The sequence below is a fragment of the Streptomyces sp. NBC_00846 genome (genome assembly GCF_045207325.1).
Taxonomy (GTDB): domain Bacteria; phylum Actinomycetota; class Actinomycetes; order Streptomycetales; family Streptomycetaceae; genus Streptomyces.
Genome location: NZ_CP108846.1, coordinates 2,658,839 through 2,674,244, shown reverse-complemented (window position 1 = coordinate 2,674,244; position 15,406 = coordinate 2,658,839). Strand labels below are relative to the sequence as shown.

9 protein-coding genes and 1 pseudogene are annotated in these 15,406 nt (G+C 69.5%); 3 read left to right on the top strand and 7 right to left on the bottom strand.

Translation table 11 applies throughout. The annotated features are described in order from the left end of the window. Window positions 1–39: 39 nt before the first annotated feature. The 7 genes from OG936_RS12375 to OG936_RS12345 form a co-directional block, all read right to left on the bottom strand. Complete coding sequence (locus OG936_RS12375; RefSeq protein ID WP_406494574.1) at window positions 40–3,081, bottom strand: alpha-mannosidase; 3,042 nt, start codon at window positions 3,079–3,081, stop codon at window positions 40–42. Between the two features lie 217 nt (window positions 3,082–3,298). Further along, window positions 3,299–5,053: a glycoside hydrolase family 35 protein gene (locus tag OG936_RS12370; RefSeq protein WP_406494573.1), complete on the bottom strand. Its 1,755-nt coding sequence runs from the start codon at window positions 5,051–5,053 to the stop codon at window positions 3,299–3,301. A 75-nt stretch (window positions 5,054–5,128) separates the two neighbouring features. Continuing rightward, complete coding sequence (locus OG936_RS12365; protein WP_406494572.1) at window positions 5,129–7,102, bottom strand: glycoside hydrolase family 5 protein; 1,974 nt, start codon at window positions 7,100–7,102, stop codon at window positions 5,129–5,131. Window positions 7,103–7,185: 83 nt separating this feature from the next. Continuing rightward, on the bottom strand, window positions 7,186–8,031 hold the full coding sequence (locus OG936_RS12360; protein ID WP_406494570.1) for a carbohydrate ABC transporter permease: 846 nt from the start codon (window positions 8,029–8,031) through the stop codon (window positions 7,186–7,188). 5 nt (window positions 8,032–8,036) lie between these two features. Beyond that, the gene (locus OG936_RS12355; protein ID WP_405690424.1) at window positions 8,037–9,026 is read right to left on the bottom strand and encodes a carbohydrate ABC transporter permease; all 990 of its coding nucleotides are present in this window, start codon (window positions 9,024–9,026) and stop codon (window positions 8,037–8,039) included. Beyond that, window positions 9,023–10,300 carry an ABC transporter substrate-binding protein gene (locus tag OG936_RS12350; RefSeq protein WP_406494568.1) on the bottom strand — a complete coding sequence of 426 codons (1,278 nt, stop codon included), beginning with the start codon at window positions 10,298–10,300 and terminating at the stop codon, window positions 9,023–9,025. The genes OG936_RS12355 and OG936_RS12350 overlap by 4 nt, the downstream gene beginning before the upstream one ends. Window positions 10,301–10,438: 138 nt before the next feature. Next, the gene (locus OG936_RS12345) at window positions 10,439–11,569 is read right to left on the bottom strand and encodes an ROK family protein (RefSeq protein WP_406494567.1); all 1,131 of its coding nucleotides are present in this window, start codon (window positions 11,567–11,569) and stop codon (window positions 10,439–10,441) included. Between the two features lie 182 nt (window positions 11,570–11,751). Between OG936_RS12345 and OG936_RS12340 the strand changes: the two genes are divergently transcribed. From OG936_RS12340 to OG936_RS12330, 3 genes and pseudogenes are all read left to right on the top strand, one after another. Beyond that, window positions 11,752–13,869, top strand: coding sequence for an alpha-galactosidase (locus OG936_RS12340; protein ID WP_406494565.1), 2,118 nt, complete (start codon window positions 11,752–11,754; stop codon window positions 13,867–13,869). 44 nt (window positions 13,870–13,913) lie between these two features. Beyond that, window positions 13,914–14,774, top strand: coding sequence for an alkaline phosphatase family protein (locus OG936_RS12335; protein ID WP_406494563.1), 861 nt, complete (start codon window positions 13,914–13,916; stop codon window positions 14,772–14,774). A gap of 144 nt (window positions 14,775–14,918) precedes the next feature. Next, window positions 14,919–15,153 (top strand): annotated as a pseudogene (locus OG936_RS12330) (hypothetical protein); the annotation flags it as partial. Window positions 15,154–15,406: the final 253 nt, after the last annotated feature.

Sequence of the window (15,406 nt, the reverse complement as noted above, 5' to 3'; positions counted from 1 at the left end):
GGTGGAGCAGATGGAGTGGCCCGTCCCGGAGGGTCTCGGTCAGTCACCCGTTCGGGGCCTCAGCCGAAGAGTGAGGATCTGGAACGGGCGGAGTGCCAGGAGCACCCTTCGACCGTCCGCTTGTACGGCGTCCATGTTCTCGCGCGGGTCGAGTTCGCGCTCCAGCAGATCGGTCTCGGCCGCCGACGCGAGCGGGAAGCTGGCGGTCAGGACGGTTCGGGCGCGTCCGCCGTGGGCCTCGTAGAGGCGTACGACGATGTCGCCGGAACGATCGTCGGCAAGTTTGACCGTCTCGATGACGACGGCCTCGTTGTCCGCGGTGACGAGCGGCTGGACCTCGGTCGAGCCGGGGAGGCTGCGCTCCGGCTGGTTGAACGCGTAGCCCTCGCGGACGGTGTCGGCGATGTCGGCGCCGATGACGAACCCGTAGCGCAGCCGGTGGTGGCCCTGGTCGGCATCCGGGTCGGGGAAGCGGGGAGCGCGGAGCAGGGAGAGCCGGACGGTGGTGGTGGTGCCGCCGTCGGCGCGGACGTCTCGGGTGACCTCGTGCCCGTAGGTCGAGTCGTTGACCACAGCCGCGCCCCACCCCCGTTCGCCGAGGTGCAGGAAACGGTGGGCGCAGATCTCGAACTTGGCTGCGTCCCAACTGGTGTTGGTGTGGGTGGGGCGCTGGACATGTCCGAAGGGGATCTCCGCACTGGAGTGGTCGGCCCGCACGTCGAGCGGGAAGGCGGCCTTGAGGAGCTTCTCCTTCTCGTGCCAGTCGATCTCGGTGTCGATGTCCAGTCGTCGGGAGCCTTCGGGCAGGGAGATCAACTGTTCGATGCGGGAGTCGCCGAAGGTCCGCACGATCCGGACACCGCCTTCCTCTGCCCCGACCGAGTCGGCGTCGCGGAGGTTGTGAACGGTGTTGCGGTAGAAGGCGTCGATGTCCCAGGCGTCGTACTCGTTGGGGAAGTCCTGGTGCAGCTGGAGGAGGCCTCCGGCGGTGCCGGGGGCCAGCGCTTCGCGGTCGGCCGCGATGTCGTACGCCGAGGTCACCAGGCCCTGGGCATCGATCCGGACGCGTACCAGGCCGTTGTCCAGCACGAAGCCGTCCCCGCAGGGGGCCGGGGCGACGGGTCGGCCCGGCGGCCGGGTCCGGAGCGTGGCGCCGAGGGCGGGGACGCCGTCGCGGGCGAACGGAGCGGCGTTGAAGACCACGAGCAGGTTGCCTTCGCCGGCCAGGGCGCGCTGGGCGGCGTCCGTGATCGCGCGCAGCTCGGCGGTGACGGCGGCATAGGTCTGCTCCGCCTCCCGGTGCACCCAGGCGATGGAGGAGCCGGGCAGGATGTCGTGGAACTGGTGCAGCAGGACCGTCTTCCACAGCCGGTCCAGGGCCTGGTAGGGGTACGGGAATCCGGTGCGCACGGCGGCTGTCGCCGACCACAGCTCGGCCTCTCGCAGCAGGTGCTCGCTGCGCCGGTTGCCCTGCTTGGTCCTCAGCTGGCTGGTCAGCGTGCCGCGGTGGAACTCCAGATACAGCTCCCCCTGCCACACCGGCGCGTCGGGGTATTCGGCGTGTGCCCGCTCGAAGAAGTCCGCGGGGCTTTCGATGACGACCCTGGCCGAGCCCTCCAGGTCGACAAGGCGCTCGGCCCGGGCCAGCATCTCCCGGGTGGGGCCGCCGCCGCCGTCTCCGTAGCCGAACGGGAGCAGCGAGCTGTTGGCTGCCTCCTTGTCCTGGAAGTTGCTGACGGCGTGGGCGAGTTCGGTGCCGGTGATCTCGGCGTTGTAGGTGTCGACCGGCGGGAAGTGGCTGAAGATCCTGGTGCCGTCGATGCCCTCCCACCAGAAGGTGTGGTGCGGGAACTTGTTGGTGGTGTTCCAGGAGATCTTCTGGGTGAGGAACCACCGGACCCCGGCCAGTTTCATCAGCTGCGGCATGGCCGCGTTGTAGCCGAAGGTGTCGGGCAGCCACATCTCCTTCGTCTCGACGCCGAACTCGTCGAGGTAGAAGCGCTTTCCATGGATCAGCTGCCGGGCGAGGGCCTCGCCGCCGGTGATGTTGGTGTCGGGTTCCACCCACAGGCTGCCGACGGGGAGGAACTGCCCCTTCTTCGCCTTCTCCTGGACCCGGCCGTAGACCTCGGGGCGGTGCTCCTTGAGCCAGGCCAGCTGCTGGGCCTGGGACATGGCGAAGAGGAAGCCGGGGTGATCGTCCATGAGATGGGTGACGTTGGAGAGCGTCCTGGCGACCTTGCGGACGGTCTCGCGCAGTGGCCACAGCCAGGCGGTGTCGATGTGGGCGTGTCCGACGGCGGACATGCGGTGGGCGCCGGAGGCCGCGGGGGCGGCGAACGCCGGGCGCAGCACCTCGCGGGCGGCGGTGGCGCTGCCGGCGATGTCCTGCAGGTCGACTGCGTCCAGGGCCCGCTCGATGGTGTGCAGGAGCTGCCAGCGGCGTGGGTCGGCCTCGGGCAGTTCGCGCATGAGCCCCCCGAGGACGTCCAGGTCCTGGGCGAGTTCCCACACCTGCGCGTCGAAGACCGCCAACTCCAGTCGGAGCAGTTGGTACAAGGGTGCGCTCTCGGGGCCGACTCCCGTCATCCAGGAGGGTTGGTCCCCGGTCCGGGACGGGATGTGGTCATCGACCAGGTTGGGGTTGGCGGCGGCCTCGACGTAGTAGGTGAAATCCTCGCCGCCGACCGCCGGGTCGGCGACCGGGATATAGGCGTTGCGGGGGTTGAGGGCTTTCACCACGCTGCCGTCCGGCCGGTAGACCAGGCCCTCGGTGGAGAAGCCCGCGCCGGTGACGTTGAAGCCGAGGTCGATGACCGCCTCGACCCGGAGGCCGGCCCACTCCTCCGGAACCCTGCCGCTGATCCTGAACCAGCTCGTGGACCAGGGCGGCCCCCACCGGTGCCCGAGCGTCACGGGTTCGTACGGTGCGGCCAGGCCGTCGGCCACGGGGACCGGCTCGCCCGGCGCGTTCCAGATCGCGATCTCGACCGGGACGGGACGGGCGTGGACCGCGGGCCGGATGCGCTGGTTCAGCACCCGGTCGAGCCGCTGCTCGGTGAGGCGTCGCTTGCTGTGCACGGATTCCTCTGTCGCCGATGGAGAACGGTGATCTTGTTGCGGCCGACCGGCCGTCAGGAGTGGTGCGGGGACGGGGACGTCATCCCGCCCACCACACCATCGTGTTCGCGGCCGGCTCGAAGCTCGCGCCGGGGCATTCTCGGTTCCTCTGGAGGTTCGTTTCGGCGTGGCCGGTCGGTCCAACCCGGTTGCAGCGTGCTGTCCGGTGTCGCGGACGTCAGTCCTCGATCGGGCCCAGATCGGGAGTGCCCCGCAGTTCCACCGCGCGGGTGGTGGAGCCGTGCAGTTCGAGGACCGTGATCTCGTTCCGGCCGGCGTTCAGGATCGGTGCGGGGACGTAGAGAGTGGTCTGGGGTCCTCGGGACCAGTAGCGGCCGAGTGCGAAGCCGTTGATCCAGACGTGGCCCTTGGTCCAGCCGTCCAGGGCGATGTAGCCGTCGGCCGGCTGCTCGATGTCCAGGTGTCCACGGTGGAACGTGGGGCCGACCGGGGGCGAGGCGGGCTCGAACGCGGTGAAGGACAGTCGGCCCAGATCGTCGAGAGGCAGCGGCCGGCTGTACCAGCCGTCCGGGGTTGGTGCGTTGAGGGTGACCTCGCCGAGCAGCCCCTTGCGGTCGTGCATGCCCCGCCCGTAGTTGACCCTGCCCTGGTTCTCCACCAGCACGGCCAACTGCGCTCCGCGCCGGGGGGTGTGGAAGGTGAGGGTGTGCTCATGGTTCTCGCGTTCCAGGACACCGACCGGCTGGCCGTCGACGAAGACCTGGGCGCGATCGTGCACCTCGGCGATGCGGAGGACGGTCGGCCCGGCCGTCGAGAGCTCCGTCTCGTACAGGATGAATCCGAAGGACTGGCCGAGCTGTTCCATGACCTGCGGGCGGTCGGCGTGCACCGCGCTGCCGAGCCGTTCGCGCTGGTCCAGGAGACTTGCGCATGCGGTGAGTTCGGAGACGGCCGGGGCGAGCCTGGGTGCGGGGGCGGGTGCCGGTTCCTCGGGGACGGGCGCGTACCGGGCGATGACCTCGCGGAAGGCGGCGTATTTGGGGGCGGGGTCGCCGGCCTCGTCCAGAGGCGCGTCGTAGTCGTACGACGTGACGGTGGCGCGGTACGTGCCCTTGTCGTTGGCGCCGTTGGTGAAACCGAAGTTGGTACCGCCGTGGAACATGTAGATGTTGACCGAGGCACCGGCCGCGAGCAGCCGGTCGAGGTCCGCCGCGGCGTCGGCCGTGCTGCGGGTGACATGGGTGCCGCCCCAGCGGTCGAACCAGCCGATCCAGAACTCGCTGCACATCAGTGGCCCGGACGGCTGATGCCTGCGCAGTTCGGCGAGCCCGGCGTCCACCCGGCTGCCGAGATTGACGGTGCGCAGGACGCCGTCGAGGCCGCCGCGTTTCAGATCGGAGGGCTGGTCGCACGTGAACAGCGGCACGTCGATTCCGTGCCGGTGCAGCAGCTCCGCCAGATCCTCCAGGTAGCCGGAGTCGTCGCCGTACGCGCCGTATTCGTTCTCCAGCTGGACGGCGAGGATCGGGCCGCCGCGCGTGGAGAGGTAGGGAAGGACGGGCGGCAGCAGGGCAGCGAGGTAGTCGTCCACCGCCTTCAAGTAGCGCGGGTCGCGGCTGCGCAGTTCGATGTCCTCGTCGGCGAGCAGCCAGGAGGGCAGGCCGCCGCCCTCCCACTCGGCGCAGATGTACGGGCCGGGGCGGAGCAGTACGTGCAGGTCTTCGGCGGCAGCCAGATCGAGGAACCGGGGAAGATCGAGACCTGCGTCCAACCGGAACTCACCCGGATGGGGCGAATGAAGGTTCCATGGGACGTAGGTCTCGATCGTGTTCAGTCCCATCAGGCGCGCCTTGCGAAGCCGGTCGGCCCACTGTTCCGGATGGATCCGGAAGTAGTGCAGCCCGCCGGAGATGATCCGCAGCGGTCGGTCGTCGAGACGGAAGCCGTCTGCGGCAACCTCGAGTCGTGGCATGGCCGTGGTCTCCTCGATGATGGAACTGATGGAACTGATGGAACTGATGGAACTGATGGAACTGAGGGAGGTGGGTCAGCTCAGCGGACGGCAGAGCAGTGCGTCGGGGACTCCGCCGCGGTTCCACTTCCAGGTGAAGGCGACGCCGGCGACGTACTCGTTGTCGGCGCACTGACCCTTGTAGTAGCCGGGAGCCCAGTCGCTTTCGACCGAGCCGCCCGTGGCCGGGCGGTTGTCGCCTTGGTCGAACCAGACGTTGCGGCCGTTCAGCGGCAGCGGTGCGGCGGACGGCGCGCAGAGCAGGCCGGCCATGGAGTTGCCGCTGACGCTGTAGCCGACGGCGAAGGTGTTGTCGGGGCACTGGAGTTTGTTGTAGCCCGAGGCCCAGTCGCCGTGGCTGACGTAGCGCTCGTCATGGACGGCCACCCAGTCACCGGCCCCCTTGGCGGGCTGGTTCGCGTCGGTGCACAGGCCGCGCTTGTCGCTGCGGCCGAGACCGGTCAGGCGCTGGCTGTCGGGGCAGTTGCCCTTGCGGTAGCCGGGGCTCCAATCGCCCTGGGCGAGCATGCGGGAGGAGACGTTGTGGTCGCGGAAGTCGAGGTTGAGCATGTTCCAGTGGTTGACCTGTGCGACCGGACCGGAGACGCCCGAGGTGTTGACCAGCTTGTTCCAGTCGGCGGACCGCCAGTCACCGGAGTCGCTGAGGCTCTGTCGTTTGCCGGCGGTGTCGTAGGAGATCAGGGCCCAGGTGTCCTGCGGCGCGCCGTTGGCGCCGGTCCATCCGACCAGCGGCCAGATGGCGAAGTCGGTGTCGTTCTCGACCAGGATGTCGGTGAAGTTGCCGAACCAGGTCTTTTCCTTGGTGTCGGTTGACCCCCGGCCGCCGGCACCGAACTCGCTGATCCAGACCGGGGCGGTGAAGTGCTGGCCAGCCTGGGTGACGAACAGGGCCTCATCGTGAACCAGTTGCTTAAGCTTGTCGAGCGGGAAGTCCTCGTACGGCCAGTCGTTGGTGTGCCCCGGTCCGCTGCCGGCACCCGTGTAGTTCGGGCCGGTGTAGCCGTAGAAGTGCGCGGCGTAGACCAGCTTTCCCGAGGCGATCAGGGTGTTGGAGAGTTCACGGACCGGGGTCAGCATCGGCCTGCCGTAGTTGAGCCCGTCCAGGGGGATGCCGTACCAGTTGATGCCCTCCATGATGACCAGCATGTCGGGGTCGGCCGCCAGGATGCGGGTGCCCGCCAGCTCGAAGGCCGCGTAGGTGTCGTGGTCGTCACCCCAGCCCCAGTTGGGGTCGTCCCAGGTGTCGCGGCGGATCTCGTTGCGCAGGTCGGCGCCGGCGACACGCTTGTTCGCCTTGTAGCGGTTCACCAGGAAGAGCCAGTCCTCCTGCCACTGCTGGGCGGACTGGCCGCTGTTCCAGCGCTCGTTGCCGTCCAGGCCGCAGCAGAAGCGGTAGGTGGTGGTGTGGTTGTTGAGGATGACCGCGAACCCCTCGGCGGTCAGGGCCGCCACCACCGCGTCGAACACCTGCAGCGGGGTCTTGCCCTTCAGCTGCGGGTTGGCCGCGACCGCGGAGTCCGGTACGACCGTGGTGTCGCGCATCATCGCGTTGGCGAACGGCAGCCGGATGCTGTTCAGCCCGAGCTCGTGGAAGTCGGCCATGATCTGTGTCATTGGCGCGCGGTCCAGGCCCAGCGGGAGGTTGTGCGACATCTGGTCCGCCTGGTGGTTCGCGGGGTCGTTGACGTCGCCGCTGCCTTCCCAGGTGCCCTGGGCACCGGCCCAGTTGCCGGCCTTCAGCTTGAAGCGGTTGCCGTTGGCATCGACGATGTACCGCCCGCGGGTACTCAGCGGTCCCGTCCAGGAGGCTGCCAACTGCGGTCCGGTCATCGGAGCGGCGGTGGCGGAGGTGGCGGTGATGGGGGTGGCGGGGGACGCTGCGACGGAACCGGAGGTTCCCGCGAGGACGAGGGTAACCGCGGCTGCCGTGGCAGGCAGGATTCGGGAGAAGAATTTTCTGACGGCGGGAGCCGACCTGTCGGATCTCATGATGGTCCCCTTCAAGGGTGGGGGTGGTGGGGGGGATCTTCAGGTGGTGCGGCCCGGACCGGTGGTCCGGAGTCAGGTGCGGCTCAGCCCTTGAGTCCGCTGGTGGCGATGCCTTCGACGATGTAACGCTGGGCGACCAGGAACATGGCCACCAGTGGTGCGATGGTCACGACGGCTCCGGCGAACAGTCCGGGCAGGTTGACGGTCTGTGAGGTGAGGAAGGTCGACAGGGCGATCTGGGCCGTCCACGAGGACGGGTCCTGCCCGATGACCAGTGGCCACAAGAAGGCGTTCCAGCTGTCGATGAAGGCGAGCGCGCCGAGCGAGGCGAGCATTGCTCCGGAGGACGGCAACGCGATCCGGCGGTAGAGGCCGAGCCAGCCCAGCCCGTCCAGGCGTCCGGCCTCCTCGATCTCGCTGGGGAACTGGAGGTAGAAGTTACGGAAGAGCAGAACGGCGAAGGGGTTGAAGAGCCCGGGCGCGATGATTCCCCACAGGGTGTTGACCCCGCCCATGGAGCCCACGACGACGAAGGTGGGGACGAACGTCACCGAGCCGGGGATCATCAGCGTGGCCACCACCAGGGCGAGCAGGACGCCCCGTCCGGGTATCGGGATCCGCGCCAGGGCGTACCCGGCGGCCGAGGCGAGGAGCGTCGACACCGGGGCGGTGATCGCGGCGATCAGCAACGAGTTGCCGAGGGCCTGGCCCATGTGCAGCGTGGGATCGCTGAAGAGCGAGGTGAAGTTGTCCCAGTGCATCGTCGACGGCCACCAGGTCCAGTGCGGTGACGTCAGGCCCTGTGTGTCCATCAGAGCATTACGCAGCATCAGATAGAAGGGCGCCAGGAACACTGCCGTCAGCAGGCCGGCCAGCACGCCGCGCACGGACCGGCGCAGCACCTGCGGCAGGTGTCGGGCGGTTGTCATGTTGCTCACTCCTCACCCTTTCCGAAGCCGGTGATCCGGCCTTGGATCAGGGTCACGCAGACGATGAGGGCAGTGAGCACGAAGGCTCCGGCCGACCCGAGGCCGTAGTTCTGGGAACCCATCGCGGTGTCATAGAGATAGCCCAGCGGGGTTCGGACCGGGGCCCCCGACCCGCCGGACTGCCCGCTGTTGAACAGGTTGTAGAACTCGTCGAACGCCTGGAACGCGGCGATGAACTGCAGCATCAGGACGGCCACCGAGGTGTTGCGCAGCATCGGCAGGGTGATTCTGCGCAGCAGGCGCAGGCCGGTGGCGCCGTCGAGGGCGGCGGCCTCGTACATCTCCTTGGGGATGGCCTGGAGCCCGGCCAGGAAGAGCACCATGTAGAAGCCGACCTGGAGCCAGAGGCGGAGGGTGACGAGGGCGACCCAGTACAGCGGCGGCGAGGTGGTCTGCAGCCATGGTTGGGCGTCCATGCCGAACCAGCCGCCGAGGGTGTTGGCGATGCCGCTCGGCAACCCGTTGAACAGGCTCATCTTCCACAGCAGGGAGGCTGCGACGTAGGAGACGGCGGCCGGGATCAGGAAGGCGGTGCGCAGCACGGCCCGGCCGCGCCGGATCCGGTGCACCAGCAGCGCCAGTCCCAGCGAGGCGGCGAACGTCAGCGGCACGATGAACACCGTGAACAGCAGGATCTGGCCGAGCGACTTGCGGAACACCGCATCGGAGAGCAGCGTCTGGTAGTTGTCCAGGCCGACCCAGTGCCCCAGGGAGATGGTGCCGCGGGCCTCACTGAGGCTGAGCAGGAAGCTCCAGCCGATGGCGACGTACTTGAAGAGGCCCAGGCCGATCAGCAGGGGTCCGGCGAGCAGCGCGAACGCTCCCCAGGCACGCCAGTCCGTGCGGGAACGGCGGAGGGGGGCGGTGCCCCGCGGCTCAGCCGCGGGGCACCCGACACGCTCGTGGTCAAGCGTGGATGGAGGCGCGGACGTCATGATGCGCGCTGCTTGTCGATGTCACTCTGGGCCCGCTTGGCCGCGTCGGCCAGGAGCTTTTCCGCATCGCCCTGCCCGTTGACGATCTTCGCCGCAGCCGCGGCGAAGAGGTCGCTCACGGTCTTGTTCCAGGTGCTGGGGTTGTTCCTGCCGTACTTGGCGGCCAGCTCGACGGTCTCCTTGGCGGGGCCCTGGGTGAGCTTGCTGGCGGTGGCGGCGACGGACTTGCGCGGCGGGATGTGGAGGCCATAGCTCTGCGACCAGTCCGTCTGGAGGTCGGTCTGCTGGACCCAGAGCCACTGGACGAACTTCTTGGCCGCTTCCACGTGCTTGCCCTTGGCGTTGACGCAGGTGCTCCAGCCGCCGACGCGGACCGCGGGCTTGCCGCCGGACTTGAAGGCGGGCCAGGGCAGGACGCCGAAGTCGTCGCCGAGCGCGGTCTTGATGGCGGGCATCGACCAGAGGCCGCCCCACTGCATCGGGACGACGTTCTGGGTGAGGGCGGCGGGATCCCACCAGTCGGTGGTGAATCCGAGCAGCAGGGACTTGTCGTCGTGGAGGCGCTTGAGCCCGGCCACGGCCTCGGCGGCCTGGGCGGAGCCGAAGGCCGCCTTGCCGTCGGTGGTGACGAGGTCGCCGCCGTTGGAGAACACGGACAGGATGGCGCTGTCGCCCAGGCCGTCCTGGCCGACGAACAGACCCTTCGTCTTCTTGGAGGACAGGGCCTTGGCCGCGTCGGCGAGCGCGTCGAAGGTGGCGGGCGGGGTGATGCCGGCCTTGGACAGCACGCTCTTCCGGAAGTAGAGCATCATGACGTCGTCGAGCGTCTTGACGCCGTAGAGCTTGCCGTCGACCGTCACCATCTCGCGGGCGCCCGGGTTGAAGTCGGACTTGGCGCTGCCGTAGATGTCGTCCAGCTGGGCTATCTGGCCCTGCCGGGCGAAGCTCTCGCTGAAGTCGCCTATCTCGAAGACGTCCGGGGCGGAGTCGGTGAGCAGGGTCGCGTTGAGCTTGGCGGAGTAGTCGCCAGGGGTCCAGGTGACCTTGACCGCGATGTCCGGGTTGGCCTGGGTGAACGCCTTGGCATAACGGGTGAGGGCCTGCTGGGTGCCGGCCTCGCCGTAGGCGTGGGACCAGACGTTCAGGGTGGTCTTCGCCCCGGACGAGCCGCTGCCGGTCGGGTCGCTGCTGCAGGCGACCGCTGCTCCTGCGACGAACAGAAGGGATCCGCCGAGGAATCCCCTGCGGCTAAGCTTGGCTCTCTGTGCGCTCACTTGGCATCCTTCAGTTGAGGGTTGGGCGTACGTGCTGTTGTCCGGCGCAGCCGGTGTCCGGCATTCACAGTTGGCAGACGGTGACGGACATCGGCCGTGCCGGAAGCTCGGGCCGGCGATCGGGAGGGTGACGCTTGCTCAGGGAAAGAGGGCCTGGATGCCGACGACGGCGGCGCCGCGGGCCCACTCCTCCCAGGGGAGCGGACGCAGGGTCAGCGGGCATTTCGCCGCTGCTTTGAAGCAGTGCGCGGCGTAGGCGTCCTTGATGTGCATTCCGAAAAGGTCGTAGGTGTCGAGCCCCTCGCCGGTGACGACGACGCGCTCGGGACCTACGAGGTTCACCAGCGTGGCTATGCCGACGCCGATGGCGTGGCCCGCTCTGGCGAAGGCGCTCTGCGCGGCGGGGTCTCCACCACGGGCGAGCTGAACGGCGCCGTCGAATTCCAGGTCCGGGTCGTCGGTGGCGCAGCGGATGGCGGCGAGGACGGCGTCGCTGGAGGCGATGGCCTCGACGCAGCCGACCTGGCCGCAGTGGCACCGCGGCCCGGCCGGGTCGATGCTGATGTGCCCCATCTCTCCGGCGACACCGTACGCGCCGGCGACCAGCTCACCGTTGATGACGATCCCGGAACCGATCCCGGCTCCGATGGTGACCAGCGCGAAGTACTCGGTACCGATGCCCTCGCCGAACCAGTGCTCGGCCGCGGTGATGGCCTTGACGTCGTTCTCCACGGTGACGGTCAGGCCGGTCGCCGCGGCGAGGGTATCGGCCAGCGGCACGTCGCGCCAGCTGGGGAGCACGGAGTAGCGGACCCGCCCGGCGGGGCGGTCCACGTCGCCCGAGACCGCGATGCCCAGATGCCGGGTACGGGCCCGGTACTCGGGTTTCGCGTCGAGGAGTTCGGCGACGAGGTCGGCCAGTAGCTCGCACACGGCGGCCGGGTCGCGGTCGCCCAACGGCCGGCTGGCAGTGGTCCGCATGTGGGCCCGCAGATCGCAGACCGCGCCGAAGAGGGTGTCGGCGCTGATCTTCACACCGACGACGAACTCCCGGTCGGGGGTGACAGCCAGCGGGTTCACGGGGCGTCCGGCCCCCGGAGCGGTGCGCTCCGGGGGGAGTTCGTGCAGGTATCCGTCGTCGATGAGCGGTCGCGCGGCCTTGGTCACAGCGGTCGAGGACAGGCCCGTCCGGCGGGCCAGCTCCACCCGGCTGAGCGGGCTTTCGGCCAACAGCAGGGCGAGGATGGCAGTTTCGGCCGGTGCCGTCACCAGTGGTCGCGAATGGTTTGGAAACACGGCGGCAACCTACGATAAATAAATAACTTCGTCCAGTATTGATTTTCTCGTTCGAGCGGCCCTACGCTCTGGCCCAACTCCGGCCACTTCAAACGTCGTTCGGCGTTTCCGTTTGCCCGGTCCTCACCGACGCTCGACACCCCTCGGGACCTCCTGTGCCTCCCACGCCCTCATCCGTTTCCTTCGACCCCGCCTGCGGGCTGGCGGTCCTGCGGACCCCGAACAGCGTCTACGCCGTGCGCATCGGCGCCGACGGCAGCCCCCGGCATCTGCACTGGGGGGAAATACTCGACACCGACGCCCTCGGTGGACTGCCCGCGGCCACCTCGCCTGCCGTGAGCAGCTTCGAGGCAGACCCCGCCCCGGACGAATTGGCCCCGCAGACCGGTGCGCGGTTCGGGCCGGCCGGCCTCCAGGTGCGGTTCGCCGACGGCACCCGCGGCGCCCAGTGGTCCTTTACCGGGCACACGGTCCGGGACGGGGAGCTTCGTCTGCAACTGGCCGACCGCCGCTACCCGTTGGCTGCCGAACTGTGCTACCGCGTCCGCCCCGGCAGTGACGTCATCGAGCGCTGGGTGGAACTCACCCACACCGGAGCCGACGACTCGAGCCCGGTCACCGTCGACCGGCTGGACTCGGCATCCTGGACGGTACCGGCACTGCCCGATTACCGGCTCAGCCACCTCGTGGGCGGCTGGAACAGCGAGTTCCAGCTGCACCGCGACCGGCTCCCGGTCGCCGAGACCGTGCTCACCAGCCGCCGCGGCGTCACCAGCCACCACGCCAACCCCTGGCTCGCCCTCGACGACGGCACCGCCGACGAGGAACACGGCGAGGTCTGGAGCACGGCCCTGGCCTGGAGCGGAAGCTGGCGCATCACCGTGCACCGCGACCCGGTCGGCCGGACCACCTGGACCGGCGGCTTCGGCCACGAAGGACTCAGCTGGACCATCCAGCCCGGCCAGAGCCTGCACACACCCGTCTTCGCCGGCCTCTACACCCCCGACGGCTTCGGCGCCGCCAGCCGGGCCTGGCACCACCACATCCGCACCACCGTCCTGCCCGCCACCGAACGCGACCGGCCCGTCATATACAACTCGTGGGAAGCCACCGGCTTCGACGTGGACGGGCCCGGCCAACTGCGCCTGGCCGGGCTGGCCGCACGTCTGGGCGCCGAACTCTTCGTCCTCGACGACGGCTGGTTCGGCGCCCGTACCAGCGACCATGCGGGCCTCGGCGACTGGACCCCCCGGCCCGGGGCGTTCCCCGACGGACTGCGCCCCCTGGCCGACGAAGTGCACCGCCTGGGCATGGCCTTCGGACTGTGGGTGGAGCCGGAAATGGTCAACCGCGACAGTGACCTCTACCGTGCCCATCCCGACTGGGTCATCCACGCAGCGACTCGGGACGCCACCGAGCTGCGCAACCAGCTCATGCTGAACTTCGCCCGCCCTGACGTCGAGGCCTGGGCCCACCGGACCCTGGACCAGTTGGTGCGCGACCACGACATCGACTGGCTCAAGTGGGACGCCAACCGGGTCGTCACCGAAGCCGGTTGGGCCGGCCACCCGGACCCCGACCGGCTGTGGATCGACCACACCCGCGCCGTCTACCGGATCATGGACCGCCTCCGTGCCGACCACCCCAGCCTTCGCATCGAGGCCTGCGCGGGCGGCGGCGGACGGGCCGACCTCGGCATCCTCGCCCGCACCGACCAGGCCTGGACTTCCGACAACACCGATCCCGTCGACCGGATCAGCATCCAGCACGGCTTCAGCCAGCTCTTCCCCGCCCAGGCCATGGCCGCCTGGGTGACCGACAGCCCCAACGTCACCACCGGCCGCACCACGCCTCTCCGGTTCCGCTTCCACGTCGCCATGGCCGGAGCGCTCGGCCTCGGCGGAGACCTCACTACCTGGTCCGAGGCGGAGCTCGACGAGGCCACCGCGCTCGTCATCCGCTACAAGCAGATCCGCCCCCTGGTCCAGCACGGCCGCCAGCACCGCCTCCACGGCCTGGACGGAGTGACAGCCGTGCACTACGCGTCCCAGGACGACACCGAACACGCCGTCCTTGCCTGGCGCCCCGCAACCCGCTTCGGCCACCAGCCCCCCGAGCTCGCCCTGCCGGCCCTGGACCCCGCGGCCCGCTACCTCGACATCGACGAGGGCATCACCCACAGCGGCGCCGTCCTGACCCGGCGGGGCATCGACCTGCGGCTGCCCGCCGGCGACTATGCCAGCCGCCTGATCCGGCTGCGCCGGACCGTCTGACCCCCCGCCCCCTTCTACATCCGACTCACGAAGGAACCGAGAACATGCCCACCCCCCGCGTCCTGGTCGTCGGCATCGACGGCGTCCGCCTTGACCAGTTGCCCCTGCTGGACACCCCCAACCTCGACGAACTCGCGAAGGCCGGCTTCCTCGCGCCCGTCCACATCGACGACGACACACCGACCATGTCGGGCCCCTGCTGGACCACGATCGTCACCGGTGCCGGTGTGGCCAAGCACGGAGTCTGGGGCAACAACTTCACCGGAAACCGGCTCGCGGTTTTTCCCGACTTCACCACCCGTCTGGCTGCCGAGTACGGGATGCGGACCTTCGCGGCGGGCGGTTGGGAACCCCTGTTCCTGGCCCGGCAGGGCGGCCCGGTCTTCGCGGCCCCGAGCAGGCTCGCCTACATCGCCCCGCGCGAGGACACCCCGCAGGCCTGGGAGGAATGCGACCAGAGCGTGACCGACGAAGCCGTAAGGGTTCTCAGCTCCGGCGAAGACCTGGACGCCTCCTTCGTCTACCTCGGCGCCGTCGACGAGACCGCCCACTACCTCGGCTGCGGCCCCGAGTACCAGCGCGCGATCGAGACCGCCGACCGACGACTCGGACAGCTCCTCACCGCGGTACGCGAACGTCCCGACGCCCGGTCCGAGGAGTGGACCATCATCGCGGTGACCGACCACGGCCACCGCGACGAAGGCGGCCACGGCGGGCGCAGCACACTGGAGCGCACCGCCTGGATCGCCGCGAACAGCCCCGGCATCACCCCCTCCACCACACCGGAGGGCCTCCGCCACGCCGATGTCGCCGCCCACGTCTACGCCGCCCTGGGCATCACGCCCGACCCACACTGGACGCTCGACGGACAGCCCTTCCCCTCCCTCACACCGCAGACCGCCTGACGCAGGCGGGAAACCGCCGGCCGACGACCCCGGGCGCGGCAGCCGACCAGAAGGAGCCCCCACTCGCGGTCCCCTTCGCGGGTACCACGTCCATCCACCTCATCGACCTGTCCGCCTCGACCCCGGGGCCCGGGCGGCGGACCGGTGACCGACGCCATCCACATCGTCCTGGATGACACAGCGATGGCCGCCGCCGGTCAGGGCAACGTTCTTGCCTCCCGTCTCATCCACCGGGCTCACGCCGAATCGGGCTGGTTCCTGTACGCCCCCGCGTGCGCACTCGTCGAAGCCGACCGGGCCCGGCCCGGTACGGCGGAGCACCTGGCCGCACTGCTGGGTATCACCGTCCTGGACCTCGACTTGTCTGCAGCCCTGGCCCCTCGCTCCGGAAGGTACGGGCCCGCGGCGACCGCTCTCAAGGGGCTCCCGCGGCCCGCAACACGACCGCCGTACGGCGGTCAAGAACGGCCGCGGGGCCGAACCGTGACCACGGGCCCCTCGGGGCCGGCGGTCCTACGGCCAAGGGCCGGTCCGGACTACCCCCGCCGACAGGGTCTCTGTCGTCATGAGTGCCCTGGAACCGCGTGGGCAGGCCTGGCGCACCGCCCTGTCGCACACCGGGAACCGGATCC